Annotated in this window: 17 protein-coding genes; 5 read left to right on the top strand and 12 right to left on the bottom strand. The window is 71.7% G+C overall.

Going from position 1 to position 17,994, the window contains the following annotated elements; all coding sequences use genetic code 11:
- Positions 1 to 615, top strand: a 615-nt coding sequence (locus tag ACFZCD_RS21420) for a malic enzyme-like NAD(P)-binding protein (RefSeq protein WP_391833098.1), incomplete at its 5' end; no start/stop codon positions are given.
- Positions 616 to 696: 81 nt separating this feature from the next.
- On the opposite strand, the gene ACFZCD_RS21415 is transcribed toward ACFZCD_RS21420, so the two are convergent.
- Positions 697 to 2,589 carry an ABC transporter ATP-binding protein gene (locus ACFZCD_RS21415; protein WP_391833096.1) on the bottom strand — a complete coding sequence of 631 codons (1,893 nt, stop codon included), beginning with the start codon at positions 2,587 to 2,589 and terminating at the stop codon, positions 697 to 699.
- A 190-nt stretch (positions 2,590 to 2,779) separates the two neighbouring features.
- Entirely contained in the window at positions 2,780 to 3,142 is a 363-nt protein-coding gene (locus ACFZCD_RS21410; RefSeq protein WP_391833094.1) for a nucleotide pyrophosphohydrolase, read from the bottom strand.
- Between the two features lie 90 nt (positions 3,143 to 3,232).
- On the opposite strand from ACFZCD_RS21410, the gene ACFZCD_RS21405 reads away from it, so the two are divergent.
- Both ACFZCD_RS21405 and ACFZCD_RS21400 read left to right on the top strand, forming a co-directional pair.
- Complete coding sequence (locus ACFZCD_RS21405; RefSeq protein ID WP_391833092.1) at positions 3,233 to 5,188, top strand: DNA/RNA helicase domain-containing protein; 1,956 nt, start codon at positions 3,233 to 3,235, stop codon at positions 5,186 to 5,188.
- 46 nt (positions 5,189 to 5,234) lie between these two features.
- Complete coding sequence (locus ACFZCD_RS21400; protein ID WP_391833090.1) at positions 5,235 to 6,257, top strand: hypothetical protein; 1,023 nt, start codon at positions 5,235 to 5,237, stop codon at positions 6,255 to 6,257.
- Between the two features lie 4 nt (positions 6,258 to 6,261).
- On the opposite strand, the gene ACFZCD_RS21395 is transcribed toward ACFZCD_RS21400, so the two are convergent.
- From ACFZCD_RS21395 to ACFZCD_RS21365, 7 genes are all read right to left on the bottom strand, one after another.
- Positions 6,262 to 8,070, bottom strand: coding sequence for an ABC transporter ATP-binding protein (locus tag ACFZCD_RS21395; RefSeq protein ID WP_391833088.1), 1,809 nt, complete (start codon positions 8,068 to 8,070; stop codon positions 6,262 to 6,264).
- A gap of 4 nt (positions 8,071 to 8,074) precedes the next feature.
- Entirely contained in the window at positions 8,075 to 8,491 is a 417-nt protein-coding gene (locus tag ACFZCD_RS21390; protein WP_391833086.1) for a lasso peptide biosynthesis B2 protein, read from the bottom strand.
- A gap of 103 nt (positions 8,492 to 8,594) precedes the next feature.
- Entirely contained in the window at positions 8,595 to 8,852 is a 258-nt protein-coding gene (locus ACFZCD_RS21385; RefSeq protein WP_391833084.1) for a lasso peptide biosynthesis PqqD family chaperone, read from the bottom strand.
- 4 nt (positions 8,853 to 8,856) lie between these two features.
- Positions 8,857 to 10,719, bottom strand: a complete 1,863-nt coding sequence (locus ACFZCD_RS21380) for a lasso peptide isopeptide bond-forming cyclase (protein WP_391833082.1) — start codon at positions 10,717 to 10,719, stop codon at positions 8,857 to 8,859.
- Between the two features lie 87 nt (positions 10,720 to 10,806).
- Positions 10,807 to 10,914 carry a keywimysin-related RiPP gene (locus ACFZCD_RS21375; protein ID WP_391833080.1) on the bottom strand — a complete coding sequence of 36 codons (108 nt, stop codon included), beginning with the start codon at positions 10,912 to 10,914 and terminating at the stop codon, positions 10,807 to 10,809.
- A 267-nt stretch (positions 10,915 to 11,181) separates the two neighbouring features.
- Positions 11,182 to 12,591: an NADP-dependent succinic semialdehyde dehydrogenase gene (locus tag ACFZCD_RS21370; protein ID WP_391833078.1), complete on the bottom strand. Its 1,410-nt coding sequence runs from the start codon at positions 12,589 to 12,591 to the stop codon at positions 11,182 to 11,184.
- Between the two features lie 174 nt (positions 12,592 to 12,765).
- The gene (locus ACFZCD_RS21365; RefSeq protein ID WP_391833076.1) at positions 12,766 to 14,127 is read right to left on the bottom strand and encodes an MFS transporter; all 1,362 of its coding nucleotides are present in this window, start codon (positions 14,125 to 14,127) and stop codon (positions 12,766 to 12,768) included.
- Between the two features lie 503 nt (positions 14,128 to 14,630).
- Between ACFZCD_RS21365 and ACFZCD_RS21360 the strand changes: the two genes are divergently transcribed.
- Together ACFZCD_RS21360 and ACFZCD_RS21355 are read left to right on the top strand one after the other, a co-directional pair.
- Positions 14,631 to 14,999, top strand: a complete 369-nt coding sequence (locus tag ACFZCD_RS21360) for a hypothetical protein (RefSeq protein ID WP_391833074.1) — start codon at positions 14,631 to 14,633, stop codon at positions 14,997 to 14,999.
- Positions 15,000 to 15,096: 97 nt separating this feature from the next.
- On the top strand, positions 15,097 to 15,825 hold the full coding sequence (locus ACFZCD_RS21355; protein ID WP_391833072.1) for a DedA family protein: 729 nt from the start codon (positions 15,097 to 15,099) through the stop codon (positions 15,823 to 15,825).
- On the opposite strand, the gene cynR is transcribed toward ACFZCD_RS21355, so the two are convergent.
- The 3 genes from cynR to ACFZCD_RS21340 form a co-directional block, all read right to left on the bottom strand.
- Positions 15,743 to 16,672 carry a transcriptional regulator CynR gene (gene cynR / locus ACFZCD_RS21350; protein WP_391833070.1) on the bottom strand — a complete coding sequence of 310 codons (930 nt, stop codon included), beginning with the start codon at positions 16,670 to 16,672 and terminating at the stop codon, positions 15,743 to 15,745. The genes ACFZCD_RS21355 and cynR overlap by 83 nt on opposite strands.
- 104 nt (positions 16,673 to 16,776) lie before the next feature.
- Positions 16,777 to 17,256: an NUDIX domain-containing protein gene (locus ACFZCD_RS21345; protein WP_391833068.1), complete on the bottom strand. Its 480-nt coding sequence runs from the start codon at positions 17,254 to 17,256 to the stop codon at positions 16,777 to 16,779.
- Between the two features lie 74 nt (positions 17,257 to 17,330).
- Complete coding sequence (locus ACFZCD_RS21340) at positions 17,331 to 17,936, bottom strand: hypothetical protein (protein ID WP_391833066.1); 606 nt, start codon at positions 17,934 to 17,936, stop codon at positions 17,331 to 17,333.
- Positions 17,937 to 17,994: the final 58 nt, after the last annotated feature.

Genomic DNA, 17,994 nt, shown 5'->3' with positions numbered 1-17,994 from the left:
TCGGGTGCGGGTGCGGCCGGTACGGCGATTTTGAAGCTGCTGCTGGCGGCCGGCGTCAAGCACGCGGTCGTGGCCGACATTCACGGTGTGGTGCACGCGGGGCGTGCGGATCTGGTGGATGCGGGGCCGGAGACGGCGCTGCGGTGGATCGCGGACAACACCAACCCGGAGGGCATCACGGGCACGCTGAAGGAGGCCGTGCGCGGTGCGGACGTCTTCATCGGCGTCTCGGCTCCCAACGTGCTCGACGGTGCGGACGTGGCGGCGATGGCGGAGGGTGCGATCGTCTTCGCGCTGGCCAACCCCGACCCCGAGGTCGACCCGGCGATCGCGCGCCGGACGGCCGCGGTGGTGGCCACCGGCCGTTCGGACTTCCCCAACCAGATCAACAACGTGCTGGTCTTCCCGGGTGTCTTCCGCGGCCTGCTCGACGCGCAGTCCCGCACGGTCAACACCGACATGATGCTGGCCGCCGCCCGCGCCCTCGCCGACGTCGTCACCGAGGACGAACTCAACGCCAACTACATCATCCCCAGCGTCTTCAACCCGGGCGCCACGGAGTCCGTCGCGGCCGCGGTGAAGCGCGCGGCCGTGGCCCTGCGCCAGGCCGGCTAGCCGGTACGCGGTGCGGCCCGCCCACCGGCATTCCGCCGGCGGCGGGCCGCTCCTGTTTCGGCGGGCGGGCCGCTCCCTGTTTCAGCAGACGGGCTCCGCCTCCCCGTCCGCCTCCGCCCGCTCGAACTGCGTGCGGTAGAGCTCCTCGTAGCGTCCGCCCGCGGCCAGCAGCTCGCTGTGGGTGCCGCGTTCGACGATCCGTCCGTCCTCGATGACAAGGATGAGGTCGGCGGCCCGTACCGTGGACAGCCGGTGGGCGATCACCACGGCCGTACGGCCTTCCAGCGCTTCGGCCAGTGCTTCCTGGACGGCGGCCTCGGACGTGGAGTCGAGGTGGGCGGTCGCCTCGTCCAGGATGACGACGCGCTGACGGGCCAGCAGCAGGCGGGCGATGGTGAGCCGTTGCCGCTCGCCGCCGGAGAGCCGGTAGCCGCGCTCGCCGACGACCGTGTCCAGCCCGTCGGGCAGGGCGGCCACCAGGCCGTCGAGCCGGGACCGGCGCAGCGCGTCCCAGATCTCGTCCTCGGTGGCTCCCGGCCGCGCGATGAGGAGGTTGGCGCGGACCGTGTCGTGGAAGAGGTGGCCGTCCTGGGTGACCATGCCGAGGGTTTCCCGGAGGGAGTCGGCGCTCAGGTCGCGCACGTCGATGCCGCCGATGCGGACGGATCCGGCGTCGGCGTCGTACAGCCGGGGCAGCAGCTGGGCGATGGTCGACTTCCCCGCGCCGGACGAGCCGACCAGGGCGACCATGTGGCCGGGTTCGGCACGGAAGGAGATGCCGTGCAGGACTTCGGTGCCGCCGCGGGTGTCCAGGCCGGCGACCTCTTCGAGGGAGGCGAGGGAGACCTTGTCGGCGGCCGGGTAGCCGAACCGCACGCCGTCGAACTCGACGGAGACCGGCCCGTCCGGCACGCGCCGCGCGTCCGGCTTCTCGGTGATCAGCGGCCGGAGGTCCAGGACCTCGAAGACGCGCTCGAAGCTGACGAGGGCGCTCATCACTTCGACGCGGGCGCCGGCGAGGGCGGTCAGCGGGGCGTAGAGGCGGGTGAGGAGCAGGGCGAGCGCGACGACGGCGCCCGGCTCCAGGCTGCCGCGCAGCGCGTAGAAGCCGCCCAGTCCGTAGACGAGGGCGAGGGCCAGCGCGGAGACGAGGGTGAGCGCCGTGATGAACGCCGACTGGGCCATGGCGGTGCGGACGCCGATGTCGCGGACCGCGCGGGCGCGTTCGGCGAACTCGGCGGACTCGTCCGCGGGCCGTCCGAACAGCTTGACGAGGGTGGCGCCCGGCGCGGAGAACCGCTCGGTCATCCGGCTGCTCATCGCGGCGTTGTGCGCGGCGGCCTCGCGCTGCAGCCCGGCCATGCGCGCTCCCATACGGCGCGCGGGCACGACGAACACCGGCAGCAGGACGAGCGCCAGCAGCGTGATCTGCCAGGAGATGCTGAGCATCACCCCGAGCGTCAGGAGGAGAGTGACGAGGTTGGAGACAACGCCGGACAGCGTGTTGCTGAAGGCCCGCTGGGCGCCGATGACGTCGTTGTTGAGCCGGCTGACGAGCGCCCCCGTGCGGGTGCGGGTGAAGAAGGCGACCGGCATCTGCTGGACGTGGTCGAAGACCGCGGTCCGCAGGTCGAGGATGAGCCCCTCGCCGAGGGTCGCGGAGAGCCGGCGGTTCAGCAGCCCCAGGCCCGCCTCCGCCACGGCGATCCCGGCGATGAGCAGGGCGAGCCGGATGACGGCCCCGGCGTCGTCACCGTGCACGATCGCGCCGACGACCCGCCCGGCGAGGACCGGCGTCGCCACGGCGAGCAGCGCCATGGCCACGCTCAGCACCAGGAACTGCCCCAGCTTCCACCGGTGCGGCCGCGCGAAGGCGGCGGTGCGGCGCAGAGTGGCCCGCGAGAGGGGCCGCCGGCCCTGTTCGGCGTTCATCGCGCTGTGCAGCGAGTGCCACGCCGTGACTTCCATGCTCATGGGGCTCTCCTCCGGTGGCATCGGTGTATCTGCACGCTAGAACCTCAACCATGCTTGAGATCAAGTATCGGCGACGCCCGGGAACGGAGCACTCGCCACGAGGACAGGGCCGGCCCGCCCGACGTGACTGCGCGGATGCGGCCCGCTCGCCGGAGTCACCGCCGTACCGGCACGGCGGCGATGAGCACTCTCACCGGTGTTCTCGCAGAACCGTGTACTTGTCGGCACGGCCGCGTGCCAGGTGGGCCGGATAGCGGTGCCGGTTGGTTTCGATCTTATCCTTGAGAGCCTGGGCAACGTCGATGCCGAGAACGTCGGCCAGCCGGAGCAGGTAGACAAAGACATCCGCCATCTCCTCCCGTACCGCACGCGCACGATCCGGTTCCCGCATGACATCGTCCGACTCCTCCGGTGTCAGCCACTGAAACACCTCCAGGAGCTCGCCGGCCTCACCTGCAAGCGCCATCACCAGGTTCTCGGGGGTGTGGAACTGCTCCCAGTCCCGTTCCTTGGCGAAATCGGCTAGCTGAGCCTGCAGGGTGCGAATTGTCATGCCGCCCATTGTCCACAGGCATCTGCGCAGCAAGGGCTGCCACCGATACCCGCCGCGAGAGGACGAGGGAACGCCTGGTATAGCTCATACGTGTTCATCTACGCAGGAACAGTTGCCGATGCCGCTGAACGGATCAAGGAGCCGGGATTCTTCGAGGCCTGCGCCGAACGCTTCTCAGCCCTTTACCGTCAGTCCGTGAGCGCGGAGGAGCGGCGGAGTTGGGAGCGGAGCTGGCCGGCTCTGCTGAAGGCCCTTGTTGCAGCCGACGCCCATGAGTTGCAGCTGCTCCTCGAATATCTGCTGCCCGGGACAGGTGAGCGGGTCGATGCCGTGCTCCTCGGCCGGGAGACTGGTTCCGGGGAGCTGACTGCAGTGGTCCTGGAGCTGAAGCAGTGGACGACCGGCCGTCGTCACCCGGGAGGCTCTGGGTTGTTACGAGTGGGACAGCGTGACGCCCTGCACCCCTGCCGCCAGGTCGGCGGATACGTCCACTACCTCACTCATTGGCTCCCCGAGACCCTTGAACTGACTGTCCGTGGCGCTGCCGTCGTACACGACGCCGCACCGGAGTTTGCGGACATGCTGCGCGCAGCGGTGAGGAATCAGCCAAGCGGCGCGTTCCCGCTCCTGGCACGCGATGACCTTCTCCCGCTCCCCAACGCCGACGCTCTCGCGAGCCGCTTGGGCTGCGATGGCCTTTACGAACCGATGCCGGACCAAGTGCAGGTCTTCCTGAAGGCGCGTCACCGTCCGTCGACCAAGCTGCTGAATCGTTTCGCTGCCACGGTCTCGGGTCATGACGGATTCACCTTGATAGGTGACCAGGACCGGGCGAGACAAGCCATCCATGCGGCTCTGCGACCAGTCGGCAGCGGCACGCGCCGCAAGCTCGTGGTGATCACCGGAGGTCCCGGAACCGGCAAGAGCGCCATCGCAGCCCGCGTCCTGGGCGACCTCTGCTTGCAGCCGGGCGCAGACCCGCGGCTGATGTCACCTTCAGGAACCCTCACCCAGCAACTGCTACGGGCCGTCGGTCCAGAGGGCAAAGGCCTCATCAGCACTCTTGGCGGCTCTCCCCCTGAACTGACCGAGCAGAGCGTCGTGCTCCTGGACGAGGCACATCGTGCACGTACTGGACGACGATTCCGCCGCGCACGCCACTCGTCGCTGCTGATCAGGATGCTGCAGAACACTGCCGCGCTGGTTCTGTTCCTCGACGAACGCCAGATCATAAGACCAGGAGAAGGCGCGACTCTCGCCGAACTGCAGGATCTGGCGGCCGAGACGGGCGCAGACTTCCAGCACATCAACCTGGCCACCCAGTTCCGCTGCAGCGGCTCTCAGGCCTATCAACGCTGGATCGACACCCTGTTCTCCACCGCGCAAACGTCTGAGCCGTGGGTCGGCACCGACTACGACCTGACCGTCGCATCCTGTCCTTGCGCTCTCGGCACCTGGGTCGACAGACACATCGCCGCCGGGAACGGCGCTCGCATCACGGCCGGCTTCTGCTGGCCCTGGAACGCCCCCGACAGGCCACCGCTCCCGGCGGAAGTGTCACTCTTCTGCCACCACACAGGAAGCCCTCATACCTGGGCACGACCGTGGAACCTCCGTGCCGACCGCACTTCACCCTCCGCTCCGCGCGTCCCCGGCCGCGTCTACTGGGCGACCGACGACGGAGGCCACCAACAGGTCGGCTGCATCTACACCGCTCAGGGGCTGGAATACGACTACGGAGCAGTCGTCATCGGACCCGACCTGATCCGTGTCCGGGACAGCTGGGAAGCCCACCCGGAGAAAAGCCACGACCCCGCCATGAGGAACGTCAGTCCCGATGACTACCTCGTCTACGCCCTCAACACCTATCGAGTCCTCGCCTCTCGGGGTACCCGGGGCACCTGCCTCTACTCCACGGATCCCGCCACACAGCGATTCCTCCGAAGCCTCCAGCCGGATCAGTCCGGTCGGCCGGCTGCGGGCAACTCCGCCACCGCGCCGGTCTCCGAACCGGACCGCTGCGACGAAGCTGTCAGAGGGGGATGAGACGATCGAGCCCGTTCAGGCCATCTGAAACGGGGAGGACAACAGCATGCCGCTCGTGGCGATCCAGCCGTCTTACGGGAACCCCGCCGCCAGGCGCCACTGGCGGGACACGCTGGATAAAGAGGTGCCCTTCGCCACAGGACACCATAAGACTGCCCTCACACCCGCCCAGCTCCAGAAGCTGCTCGCTTCACATCCCACGGGCCGGGCGCGCTTCTGGGGGGCCACCGCCGCCCAGGACCGGAACATGCAGCGCCTCCGCACCGGTGACGTAGTGCTGTTCACCGGCGGCAAACTCGTGCGCGGCATCGGCGAGATCGGTGAGACACTGCAGAACTCGGCCTTTGCCGACACCATGTGGTCGCCGGATCCGACCAATGGCAGCTGGCACAACGTCTACAGCTTGCTCTCCTTCCAGCCCACCGAGATCCCCTACGCCGAGGTCTGGGCACTGCCCAGTTTCAATGAAAACGACAACTTCATGGGCCTCCGCATACTCGAGGGCGAGAAGGCCGAGGAAGTCCTTCAAGGGCTGGACATCGGCACGTACACCGACTTGCAGAACAAGATCGCTCGAGACATCGAGGTCGCATCGGCCATCGCCGCGGGCACCCGGATCGTGCCCGTCGAAGGTCTCCACACCACGGCTTCCACCTATCAACGAGACGCACGCCAGATCGTCGTGAGCAGGGCCGAGGCACTTCTCGTACGTGAGTACACCGAAACGCTCGGTGGTGTTGCTCACCGGCGTCTGCGTACTCCGGCCGGAATCACGGACATTCATGTGTCCGCACCGGGCAGTACAGAAATCATCGAAGCCAAGAGCAGCAGCGACCACAGCTACGTGCGGGCCGCGCTGGCACAACTTCTCGACTATGCACCCCACAGCCCTCAGCCGGCGGACCGCCTGGCAGGGTTGTTCCCCACACGGCCCGCGGACTCGGACGTGGCACTGCTGCACCGCTATGGCATCGATTGCCTCTTCCGTTCGGAACCCGGTGTCTTCGAGCGCCTGGAAGCACCGCCGGCAGCACGTGAGCACATGCGGGTGGCCTGGACGAAGGCCTGATCGACTACCGGCCGAGCAACTGTGTGCTCGCCAGGTCGCGGTAGAGGGCGTCCCGCGTCATGAGCTCGGCATGGGTGCCGACCGTCCGTACGCGTCCGGCCTCCATGACCACGATCCGGTCCGCCGTGGTCACCGTGGAGAGCCGGTGGGCGACGACCAGGACGGTGGTGTGACGGGCTGTTTCGGTGATCGTGTCGCGGAGGGCCGCCTCGTTGGCGGCGTCGAGCTGGGACGTGGCCTCGTCCAGGAGGAGCAGGCCGGGGCGGCGGAGCAGGGCGCGGGCGATCGCCACGCGCTGCCGCTCGCCGCCGGAGAGGCGGCTGCCGCGGTGGCCGACGTCGGTGTCCAGGCCGTCGGGCAGGCGCTCGGCGAGCAGGTCGAGGCGGGCCAGCCGCAGGGCGCGGGCGAGCTCCGCGGCGCCGGGGTCGGGGGTGCCCAGGGTCAGGTTGTCCCGGAGGGTGCCGGCAAGGACGGGGACGTCCTGTTCCACGTAGCCGATGGAGGCGCGGAGCCGGGCCAGCGGCCAGTGCCGTATGTCCTCGCCGTCCAGCAGCACCCGGCCGGAATCCTGCTCGTAGAAGCGCTCGATCAGGGAGAAGACCGTGGTCTTGCCCGCGCCGGACGGGCCGACGAACGCGGTCAGGCCGCGGGCGGGGACGGTGAAGGAGACCTCGCGGTGGACGCGGGGCAGCCCGGGGCGGTAGGCGAAGCTCACCCGGTCGAAGGACACGCTGAGGGGCACTCGCGTGACGTCTTCCGTCGCGTCGTCCTCCTGCTCCTCCGTCTCCAGCTCTTCGGCCTGCGCGATGCGGGCCGCTGCAGCGGCCCCGATCTGGATCTGGCCGACGCCTTCGACCAGTTGCCCGATGCGCGGGGCGAGGGCGAAGAGGTAGAGCAGGAAGGCGACGAGGGTGGAGACGTCCGTCGCGCCGGAAGTGACGCGCGCGCCACCCACGCCGAGCACCACGAGGAAGCAGACCTGGACGACCACCGCCGACGTCGTCGCCGACACGGCCTCCCAGGCAGCCGCCCGTATCCCGGCGCGCCGGGCGCGTTCGGCCTCCCGGAGCAGCGCCGCCGCCTCGTGCCGCTCGGCGCCGGACGCCTTGACGGTGCGGAAGGCGCCCAGCACCCGCTCCAGCGCCGCCCCGATGCGCCCCACCGCCTCCTGGGTGCCGTGCGTGGCGCGGCCGATCCGCGGGGCCACGACCGCCACGACGATCCCGACGAAGGCGACCACGGCGAGGGTGACGCCCAGCAGGACGGCGTCGAGCAGTCCCATCATGACGACCGTCGCCGCGGTGACCAGGGTGCCGGTGACCGCCGCCGACACCGCCTGGGGCGCGGTCTGGCGCAGCAGTGTCGTGTCGGACGTGACACGGGCGATGAGGTCGCCCGGTTCGGAGCCCTCCACGACGGGCACGCGCAGCCGCAGGAGGCGGTCGGTCAGCCGGCGCCTGGCGGTGCAGACGAGGGATTCGGCCGACCACTGCAGCACGTAGTACCCGAGTCCGGCGAGGGCCGCTCCGGCCACGACCAGCAGGCTGAGCACGAGCACGGGGCCGGCCTCCGGCGTGCCGTGGCCCATGTCGTCCATCACCCGCTTGGCCGCCAGGGGCTGAGCCAGGCCCATGACGCTGCCGACGAGCCCCAGGGCGACGCCCGCGGCCATGCGCCACCGCTGCGGGCGCAGGTGGCCCAGCAGGGCCCGCTGCCCCCGCCACGACCGGTCCGGGCCGCTCTCCGGTGCGCCGTCCGGCGCGGGGGCGGGAGGGCCGGTCCGGGGCGTGTCCACGGAAGGTGGCGCGGTCATCGGCTCACTCCACGGTGAAGAAGCGCTGGAAGTAGTCGGCCGGGGCGCCTTCGCCGACGAGGACCCCCTCGGCCTCCACCCAGGCATGCGCGGCGAACGGCGGGCGGTTGCGCACGCCGACGCACCAGGCCGGCCAGTGGCCGTACCAGCGGCAGAGCAGCACGGTGGCCAGGGAGCGGGGCAGGCAGCCCTTGTGTCCTCCGGCGGCGAGGCTCACGGCGAGCACCGTGCGCCGTGCCGTGCTCGCCTCGGCGAGCGTCGCGGGACGGGCACCGCGCCGCAGCCTGATGAGGACGGCGCGGATCCGGGCGGGCGGCTGGGTGGCCAGCAGGTGGGCACAGGCCACGGCCAGCCGTGCCACGCAGCGGCGGCCCAGGGGGACGGAGCTGGGCTGGTACGGAATCGCTTCCGGCGTCGTCATGCGTGCCTCTTCGTTCGAGGGGGGCGGGCTGGAGGGACGGCTGCAGGGCGAACGGGCCCCTTCCACGGGTGACACGGGCGCTTCCATGGGTGACACGGGCGCCTTACGGGGTGAGCAGTCCCGCCGAGCTCAGCTCGCCGATGATGCGCCGGACGTCCTCTCCTGCCGTTCCGGCGTCGACGCCGTCGTACCGGGCGGTGAGGAGCTCGGCCGCCCGCTCGGGGCCGTGGCCGTCCAGCAGGGTCTGCAGCACGAGGGCCGCCGTCGGGTTGAGCGTCCAGTACTCGGCGCTCTCCTGGTCGAGCAGCGCCATGCCGTACTCGGTCTCGGTCAGCAGGACGCCGGGCTTGAGTGCTGGCACCGGTTCACGCCTTTCGGTCGGCGGCGGGCAGGGGCGTCATCTCCCGCGAGCGAAGCCACACTTCGCAGGCGACGGTCGGGTGCAGCAGGTAGCTCTCGGACTCCGCGGACAGGGCGCGGCCGCACCACGCGCGCAGCGCCTCGCCGTCGGCCAGACCGAGCCGGACCAGCCGGGAGTCCTCGCTCAGCACCAGCAGGGCCCCGCGGTGCCGGCGCAGCCCCGCCTCCTCCTCGAACGTCGCGTTGGCCTTGGTGCCGCGGCTGCGGGAGGCTTCCGGGACGACGCCCCGCATGGCTTCGACGATGAGCGGTTTGTAGCGCCAGGGCGTGATCCGCTCGTGGGTGCGGACGGCGAGGGCCGCCTCGATGACGCGGGCGTCGTAGTAGGGGGCGGAGACCTCGATGCCGAGGGGGGCGGCCATCTGCCCGATGTGCCGGGTCCATTGGGAGATGCCGTCCATGGCGACGAGTTCGCGGTGTTCGCCGCGGTCCCTGCCCCGGGGCCCGGCGGCCCGTCCCGCGCGGAGCAGTTCGCGCGCGGCGGCGACCGCGTCGGGGGTGGCCCAGGGCGGCATCCGGGGCGGAACCGTCCAGTCGAGGAGCGGCTCGTCCGCGGGGGCCGCCGGGGCGGTCAGCTCGCGGGCGAGCCGGTCCAGCCAGGCGCCGTAGGACCTGCGGTCCAGGAGCTGGCGCAGGACCGCTCGCCGGGACCAGCGGTACTTGGCGGCGTACCCGCGTATCGCGTGGAGCGCGGCGAAGGGGTGGGTGAGGAACAGCGTGTGCAGCCGGGCGGGCGTGCCGGCCAGGAGTTCGTCCCCGCCCAGGCCGGTGAAATGGAGGCGGGACCCGCGGGCGGCGGCGAGTCCGACGATGCCCATGCGGCGGTTGCGGTCGACCGTGAGGATGCTGGGGGTGTCCAGGACGTCCTGGAGGGTATCGATCCCGTCGAACGTCATGGCGACGTCGCGGGCCGGTACGAGGTGGTGCTCGACGTTGCCGAGCTCCCGGACCGTCCGCTCGGCCCAGTACGCGTCGTCGCCGGCTTCGTCGTGGATGGCAGCGGTGTAGGCGACGACCTCGGCGCCGCCCCGGGCCGCCGTGCAGCAGACCGCCGTCGAATCCAGTCCGCCCAGGTCCGACGACACGAGGCCGCGCCCGCGGGTGCGGACGCCGACGGCTTCGGTGAGCGCTTCCCTCAGGTGCAGGGCGCCCTCGGCGAGCGGGACGACGGGGTCGGGCGGCGACCACCAGCGGGTGGTGCGGGGCCGGCCGCCGGCGTCGATCGTCAGGCGGTGGCCGCCGGGCACGGCGTGCACGCCCCGCCACAGGGGGTCCCCGCCCCACGGGTGCGGTACGCCCAGGGTGAGCATCTCCAGGGCGATGCGGCGCTCGTCGAGCCCGGCGCCGGTGAGTTCGGCGAGGACGTCGGCCCGGTCGGACGCCAGGTTCACCGGCCGGCCGCCGGGTATCGGGGCCGCGGCGTGGAAGACGCGGCGCAGACCGACGACGCCGCCCTGCACCCGGACGCCTCCGCCGCCGCTGGTCAGCAGGTGGAAGCTGCCGGCGCGGCCACCGAGGCGGTCCAGCGCCGTGGGTGAGGCGGTGCCGGCTGCCGCGGCGGCGGCCCGTTCGGCTTCGTCCGCCGTGACGGCGTGCTCACCGATCACCGCGACCCGCGTGTCCCGGTGCGCGCCCGTCACGGCCGTCCTGGGGTCCCAGCGGCCCACGATCCACGGCCGTCCGGAGGCGTGGAGCAGGCTGCGGTGGGCGAAGCGGAGCGCCGTGGCGGCGGGGGCGGCCGCCGCGTCGGTGTCGGGCAGGACGACGAACCAGACGGGCACGGACTGGAGCGACAGGGCCTGATCCATGGGCCACGGCCTTCCCTCGGTGACGCGCGGGCGGGGAATCGGGCAGGAAAAACGGGTGGCGGCCGGAGGCCGCCACCCGCCTTCACGTCAGAGGAGCTGCTTGCCGCCCAGGACGTCCTTCGGACCGGTGCTCTTGACGCCGGTCACCTTGCGGAAGCTGCCGGCCTTGGCGAGGGTGGGACGCTCGTACGTCATGACCATTCTCCTTCTTGTGGATGGGGATGATGGTGCGTACTACAGGCGCCTGATAGGGACTCCACTGATTTCCGTAGGAAATCCGAGCGGTGGAGCCGCGGCACCCACCGTAAGTACGACAAGCACATCACCACAACGTCTCCGGCGCCGCTATGGGGTTGCGCCGGGGGCGTACCACGCCGCCACCGCACCCGACGCACAACCCCTCACGCCACCTGCGGAAACGGAAAAATCCGTGAGGAGAATCGTTAATCTTTAGGGGGTTGGTCACGCCCCCTGCGCCGGTTCCGCCCCGTGCCAGACCGTCGTCACATTGCAGAATTCTTTGATGCCGTGGCCCGAGAGCTCGCGGCCGTAGCCCGATCGCTTGACCCCGCCGAACGGCAGCGCGGGGTGCGAGGCGGTCATGCCGTTGAAGAAGACGCCTCCTGCTTCGATGTCCCGCGCGAAACGTTCCTGCTCCGCCGCGTCCGTGGTCCAGACGTTCGAGCTGAGGCCGAACGGTGTGTCGTTGGCCAGAGCGACGGCCTCGTCGAGGCCGTCCACGCGGTAGACGGTCGCCACCGGGCCGAACGTCTCCTCGCGGTGGATGCGCATGTCGGGGGTGATGCCGGTGAGGACCGTCGGCTCGTAGAACCAGCCCCGGGGCAGGTCCTTCGGCCGCTGCCCCCCGCACAGGGCCGTCGCGCCCCGCCGCACGGCGTCGTCCACGAGCTCTTCGAGGTCGGCGCGGCCCTGTTCGCTGGCCAGGGGGCCGACGTCGGTGGTCTCGGCCATGGGGTCGCCGACGGTCAGCCCGGCCATGCGGGCGGTGAAGCGCTCGACGAAGGCGTCGTGGACGTCGGTGTGGACGATGAAGCGCTTGGCCGCGATGCAGGACTGGCCGTTGTTCTGGACGCGCGCGGTGACCGCGGTCCGCACGGCGCGTCCCAGGTCGGCGGACGGCATCACGACGTACGGGTCGCTGCCGCCCAGTTCGAGGACGGTCTTCTTCACCTCGTCACCGGCGATCGCGGCGACCGAGCGGCCCGCGGGCTCGCTGCCCGTGAGGGTCGCCGCGGCGACCCTGGGGTCGCGGAGGATGCCCTCGACGGCCCGCGAGCCGATGAGCAGGGTCTGGAAGCAGCCGGCCGGGAACCCGGCGCGGCGGAAGAGGTCGCCGAGGTACAGCGCGGTCTGCGGCACGTTCGAGGCGTGCTTGAGCAGGCCCGTGTTGCCCGCCATCAGGGCGGGCGCGGCGAAGCGGACGACCTGCCACAGGGGGAAGTTCCACGGCATGACGGCGAGGACCACGCCCAGCGGCCGGTAGCGGACGCGGGCGAGCACGGCCCCGGAGTCGGCGACCTCGGGCTGCGGCGGGTGCTCGTCGGCCAGCAGCTCCGCAGCGTGCGCGGCGTACCAGCGCATGGCCTTGACGCATTTCGCCGCCTCCGCCCGGGCGGCGGCCAGCGGCTTGCCCATCTCGGTGGTCATGGTGCGGGCGATGTCGTCCCGGTCCTCCTCCAGGAGGTCCGCCGCCCGGTTCAGGAGGCGGGCCCGCTCGGCGAAGTCCGTGGTGCGGTAGTCCCGGAACGCCGACGCCGCGGCGGCCAGGTGCCGTTCGATCTCCTCGGCTCCCAGCTCTTGGAACGTCTTGAGCGTCTCGCCGTTCGCGGGGTTCACCGTTGCGATGGGCATGGGCGCCCTCCTCATGCTCGATGCTCGACCTGTGTGCGCCTCTCGGGGACCGGCCCCGTCCGTCCTCTACCACGCCGCGCACGCGCCAACCCGGCAGCGGGAGCCGTTTGGCCCATCAGGTGACGGTTCGTCCGGTGGTGAGGCCGTGCGCTCCGGGCAGGCGTGCACCGGGCGTCACCCCCGGCGGCGGTCGGCCGCCTCGTCCGTGACGCGCGGCTGGCCGGGCAGCAGCCGCGCCCGGTCGGGCACCGCGCCCGGCACGCCGTCCGCCGCGGCGGCCTCCGCTGCCGTGCCCGCACCCGGATACGGGCACGGCAGCACCCGTGTCCGGTACAGCCAGGCCACGGCGCTCCCCGACGCCAGTCCGAAGAACAGGCAGGACACCCACGGCAGCCAGGCCCGGCCGGTGCGCTCGCCGACGTCCATCACCCAGCCGATCACGGCGTTCCCGCCGGCCGCCGTCGCCCCGGAGAGCACGTAGAACAGTCCGAAATACGTACCGGTCAGCCGCTCGCTGCCGAACCGCGGGATCAGCCCCAGGACCGGCGGATAGGCGACCATGCCGCCCAGGTACAGCAGCAGCGACGCGGAGACCATGACCAGGAGCCGCGGGACCACCTCTCCGACGCTCCGCGGCGGCGCCGCGTCGCACACCAGCAGCGGCGGCACGAAGCCGAGCCCTATGACGGCGATGCCGGCCCCGACCCAGCGCATGCCGCCCCCGCGCTCCTCCAGGCTCCGGGTGATCCGGAACTGGAACAGCAGGTTGGCGACCGCCCCGGCGCTCAGCAGCAACGCTTCGGCGCCGCCCCAGCCCGACACCTGCTGCGCCCCGTCGGGCAGCAGCATGTACAGCTGGTTCTCCATGACGAACATGCCGGTGGTGGCGAAGGCGAAGCACAGGAAACGGCGGTTGGCGAGCACTTCCCGCAGCTCCCGCACGATGGGCTCGTGGCCGGAGGTGACCTCGCGCGCCGGGAGCGCGAACGCCTGGGCGATGGTCAGCGCGGCGAAGAGCCCGGCCGCCGTGAGGGCGCAGATCCGGAAGTCGGTCAGGTAGAGCACGCTGCCGACGAGCAGCCCGACGAGCGAGCCGATGGTGGCGAAGACGTTGAGCAGGGCGAACGCCTCGGCCTTGCGCTCGCCCGACTCGTGCGAGACGTACGAGCGCACGGCCGGGTAGAAGAGCGCGGCGGCGAGTCCGCTGATTCCCGAGGCGGCGAGCAGCAGGGGCAGCGAGTTGCCGAACGAGAAGAGCGTGAAACCCACGGTCCGCAGGGCGCACCCGGCGATGATGACCACCCGCGGGCCGAGCCGGTCGGCCGCGGTGCCGCCGATGATGTACATGCCCTGCTGGCTGAGGTTGCGCACTCCGAGGACCAGTCCGACGACGGCCGCCGACATTCCGAGATCATGCCCGATATAGGTTGCCAGAAAGGGAATCAGCAGATAGAAACCGGCATCGATGCCGCACTGGTTGATGAATAGCAATCGCAATGCGAGAGGGCACTCGCGGACCGCCCGAAGAGTTCTCATGCGCGTCCCTGCAGTCAGCCCGAGCGAGGGGACATCTTGGGCCCCGGCCCCGCTCAGGGGCCAGGGTTCCCCGGCGAATGGGTCGACTCTGCCCGGCAGCCACCGGCCGCGCTCGGAAGGGTACTCAGCGGATACGTTAGCAAAGCCGACCTCTTACCAACAGGGTGAGATTCCGGGCATCGGCGACTCCTGGAGTAAACCGGCACAAGGGAATTGCGTCCGGCTCTCTCTTCGAGAGCTGGAACTCTCGTGCCCCGTTTTTGCGTTCACGCCGCGGCGCACCGCACACCCCGGGCGGCGCCCCGTGCGATGCGGCCGCCGCCGCGGGGTCCGGGCGCACGGAGCCGACGGGCCGATCGGCGTTCCCCCGGGAGGGTGAAAACCGCGACTGAATTCCCGTAAAGAGAACACGGATTCTCCGCCGAATCCATTCTTCAGACCACAGCCGGTCCGAAGATGCCGAAAGTCCCACGGGCCGCGGGCCGCTTCGCGACGATGTCCCTATGAACGACCGGAACTTCTTGGAGCGCACCAAGCAGTTCGCGCTCTGCCTGGCCGAGCTCCAGACGACCCTCGACCCCGAGTCCTACGCACTGCTGCTGCGGATCCTGAAGGGCTTCAACGAGGCGATCGTGCACCGGGAGAGCGGGGTCGACATTCCCTTCTCCCCACGCGAAAAAGAGTTGCTCACACCTGAGTTCGGCCGGGTCCTCACCAGACTCGCCGGGTTCCTCGGACCGCACGGCATGCGCGTCGTGATGGGCACCCACGGCTCCCCCGCGGGCTCCGGGCCCCCGGGCGGCGCGGCCGCCGGCGACGACGACCGGCGCGAGGTCGACGCCATCGCCCGGGCGAGCGGCATGCGCCCGTAACGGCCCGGCGCATCGTCTACAGTCTCGTCCGCCGTCTGCAGGGCCGCAGGCGGCGGGGCCCGCCCGCCCCGTCACCGATCCCGGGAGGCCATGCCTCGTGCCCGCCCAGTCCGCCGCCGCCCTGGCGGTCAACCCGCTCGACGCCTCCTCGCTGCTCTCCGCCTTCGGAGCGCTCGGCATCGCCGTGGTGATGTTCGCCGAGACCGGCCTGCTGATCGGCTTCTTCCTGCCCGGCGACTCCCTGCTGTTCACCGCGGGCCTGCTGGCCCGCAGCGGCGCCCACTCCGGGCCGCACCTGGACCTCGCGCAGGTCCTGGCCGCGTCCGTGGCCGGCGCCCTCGCCGGCGCCCAGGCCGGCTACGTCCTCGGGCGGCGCGGCGGCCGGGCCCTCCTCACCCGCTCCCGCAGCCGCAAGCTCCACGAGGGCGCCGAGCGCGCCGAGGAGCTGCTCGGCCGCTACGGACACGCCCGCGCCATCGTGCTGGCCCGCTTCGTCCCCGTGGTGCGCACCGTCCTCAACCCCCTCGCCGGGGCGCTGGGCGTCGCGCCCCGCACCTTCGCGCTCTGGCAGGTGGCCGGCGGCCTGGTGTGGACGGTGGGGCTCGTCCTCGGCGGTTACGCACTGGGCTCCGCCGTACCGAACGTGGACCGCTACCTGCTGCCCCTCGTGGGCGCGGTCGTCGCCGTGTCCCTGCTGCCGGTCGCCCTCGAAGTGCTGCGCGGCCGCAGGCGCCGCGCCGTCCTCACTCCGGAGCCGCGCTCCGAGGATCCCCGCTCCCCGGAGGGCCGGCCTGCTCCGGCGCCCAGCGCCGGGCAAGAGCCGTGAAGGCCCGTGCGGCAGCGCTCCGGTAGCCGGCCTCGCGGCGCAGCAGCGTGACGGTGCGCGCGGGCAGCGGCGGGTCGAGCGGTACGGGGTGCAGGTGCGCGGTGCCGCGGGTGATGGCGTCGGGCAGCACGGTGGCGAGCGCGCTCCGCCCGACGATCTCGGTGAGCGCGTTGATGGAGTTGGCCTCGACGGAGATGCGCGGTGTGACGCCGTGCCCGGCGAGGTAGGCGTCGATGTGCCGGCGGGTCGCGAAGTCGCCGCTGAGCAGGGCCAGCGGATGGGCGGCCAGCTCGCCGGCCGGGAGCGCCGTGCTGCGGCCCGCGCAGGGGTGACCGGGGCCGACGACGAGGCCGAGGGTCTCGGTGAACAGGCCGGTGCCGGCGATCCCCGGCAGGTGCTCCCTGCTGAAGGCGATGCCGAGGTCCAGCTCGTCGGCGAGGAGGGCGGGTTCGATGCGGTCCTGCGCCATCTCGCGGAGGTCCAGGGTGATCCCGCCGTACCGGGCGTGGAAGTCCGCGACCAGAGGCCCGATCAGGTACGCGGTGAACGTCGGGGTCACGGCCAGCCGCAAGGTGCCGCGCGAGAGGTCCTGCACGTCCAGCACGGCGCGCTCCCCGGCCGCGAGGTCCTGCAGGGCGCGCCGGGCGTAGCGCGTGAACGCCTCGCCCGCGTCGGTGAGGCGAACGGTGCGCCCGGAGCGGTCGAGCAGCTGGACCCGCAGGGCCCGCTCCAGCTGCTTGACCTGCTGTGACAGCGTCGGCTGCGAGATGTGCAGGGCCTCCGCGGCGCGGGTGAAGTTCGCATGCTCGGCGACGGCGAGCAGATAGCGGAGGTGGCGCAGTTCCATGCGCGCCACTATAGGCAGCCATAGGCGGCGTCGATGGCTGCCCCCGGAGGCAGTCGTGGCCGTCTATGTGCGGAGGTGGAGGGCCTGTGCGGGGTGTGCGGCGGTCAGTTGTCCCCGATGCCCTCGAACCACGTGGAGCCGCCCTCCAGGGCGTGCTTGATACGCCGGACCGCGAACTCCTGCATGGGCGGAAGGGCGTCCGGTTCGAACCAGCCGACCTCCAGGGACTCGTCGTCGTTGACGCACGCCTCGCCGCCCACGGCCCGGCACAGGAAACAGGTGTCCATGAACTGGCAGACATCGCCGTTGGGGTAGGTGACGGGGGCGAGCGCCTCGACCACCAGGACGCGCTCCGCCACGCAGTGGACGGCGGTCTCCTCGTACACCTCGCGCACGATGGCGGAGGCCGGCTGCTCGCCGGGGTCGGGGATGCCGCCGATGATCGCCCACTGGCCGCTGTCCGAGCGGCGGCCGAGCAGCACGCGGCCCTCGGCGTCGAGGACGACGGCGCTCACGCCGGGGATCCACAGGAGCTGGTTGCCCGCGGTCGCGCGGAGGTCTCGGATGAAATCGGGGGTGGGCATGGGCAGGAGCCTAGTGGTCCGCGGAGGTCCGGCGTTCACCCAGGTGGCCGCAGGGGCGGCGGGAAAAGCCCAGGTCAGGCGGGAGCCTTACGGCCCGGGGCGAGCCGCAGGGCCTGGCGGATCACCCGTACGGCGGATTCCGCGTCGTCGACGGTGACCGTGAACGTACGGCCGTCGCCCAGGCGCAGGACGAAGCCCTCGCCCCGGCGCACGACGACGGCGGTGCCCTTCTCGGGCCGCCAGCGATAGCCCCAGCCGCCCCACTGGCGCGGGGTGACGCGCGGGTCGAAGTCCGCGCCGACCACCTGGGCGAGCGGGATGCGGGTGCGCGGGACGCCGATGTGCCCGCAGCGCACCTCCAGCACCTCCGTGTCGACCCGTACGGCCACGTGGACGAACGCGAGGGTGCCGTAGAGCATCAGGAGCCCGGCCGCGACGCAGCCGACGACCGCCATGACGAGAGGGGCCAGGCCCGAGGTCCATGCGCTGTCGACGGCCAGTTCGACGCCGAGTGCCAGGCAGGCGGCGCCGGCCGCGGCGAGCAGCCACTGGACGCGGTTGGTCGCGCGTCCCGTCCAGACGGCGAGGTCCGCGGCGCCGTCGGCCGGGGAAGGGGGTCCGGCCGCGCCTGTCTTCTCGTCGCCCTCGTGGCCCTGCGGGCCCGTGGAATGGTCCCTCATACGAGGCAGCCTACTCACCTTCCGCCACCACGGCAGGGGTGCTGCGCGGACCGCACCG

This window comes from Streptomyces sp. NPDC008001 (assembly GCF_042958085.1).
Taxonomy (GTDB): Bacteria; Actinomycetota; Actinomycetes; order Streptomycetales; family Streptomycetaceae; genus Streptomyces.
Note: the sequence above shows the minus strand (reverse complement) of the source record. Positions and strands in the feature narration are given on the sequence as shown.

Coding starts and splice junctions, on each gene's coding strand:
- ACFZCD_RS21390 (WP_391833086.1), bottom strand. CDS start 8,491: ATGACGACGCCGGAAGCGATTCCGTACCAGCCCAGCTCCGTCCCCCTG.
- ACFZCD_RS21345 (WP_391833068.1), bottom strand. CDS start 17,256: ATGCCCACCCCCGATTTCATCCGAGACCTCCGCGCGACCGCGGGCAAC.
- ACFZCD_RS21360 (WP_391833074.1), top strand. CDS start 14,631: ATGAACGACCGGAACTTCTTGGAGCGCACCAAGCAGTTCGCGCTCTGC.
- ACFZCD_RS21400 (WP_391833090.1), top strand. CDS start 5,235: ATGCCGCTCGTGGCGATCCAGCCGTCTTACGGGAACCCCGCCGCCAGG.
- ACFZCD_RS21370 (WP_391833078.1), bottom strand. CDS start 12,591: ATGCCCATCGCAACGGTGAACCCCGCGAACGGCGAGACGCTCAAGACG.
- cynR (WP_391833070.1), bottom strand. CDS start 16,672: ATGGAACTGCGCCACCTCCGCTATCTGCTCGCCGTCGCCGAGCATGCG.
- ACFZCD_RS21340 (WP_391833066.1), bottom strand. CDS start 17,936: ATGAGGGACCATTCCACGGGCCCGCAGGGCCACGAGGGCGACGAGAAG.
- ACFZCD_RS21365 (WP_391833076.1), bottom strand. CDS start 14,127: ATGAGAACTCTTCGGGCGGTCCGCGAGTGCCCTCTCGCATTGCGATTG.
- ACFZCD_RS21410 (WP_391833094.1), bottom strand. CDS start 3,142: ATGACAATTCGCACCCTGCAGGCTCAGCTAGCCGATTTCGCCAAGGAA.
- ACFZCD_RS21375 (WP_391833080.1), bottom strand. CDS start 10,914: ATGACGTACGAGCGTCCCACCCTCGCCAAGGCCGGCAGCTTCCGCAAG.
- ACFZCD_RS21380 (WP_391833082.1), bottom strand. CDS start 10,719: ATGGATCAGGCCCTGTCGCTCCAGTCCGTGCCCGTCTGGTTCGTCGTC.
- ACFZCD_RS21395 (WP_391833088.1), bottom strand. CDS start 8,070: ATGACCGCGCCACCTTCCGTGGACACGCCCCGGACCGGCCCTCCCGCC.
- ACFZCD_RS21415 (WP_391833096.1), bottom strand. CDS start 2,589: ATGAGCATGGAAGTCACGGCGTGGCACTCGCTGCACAGCGCGATGAAC.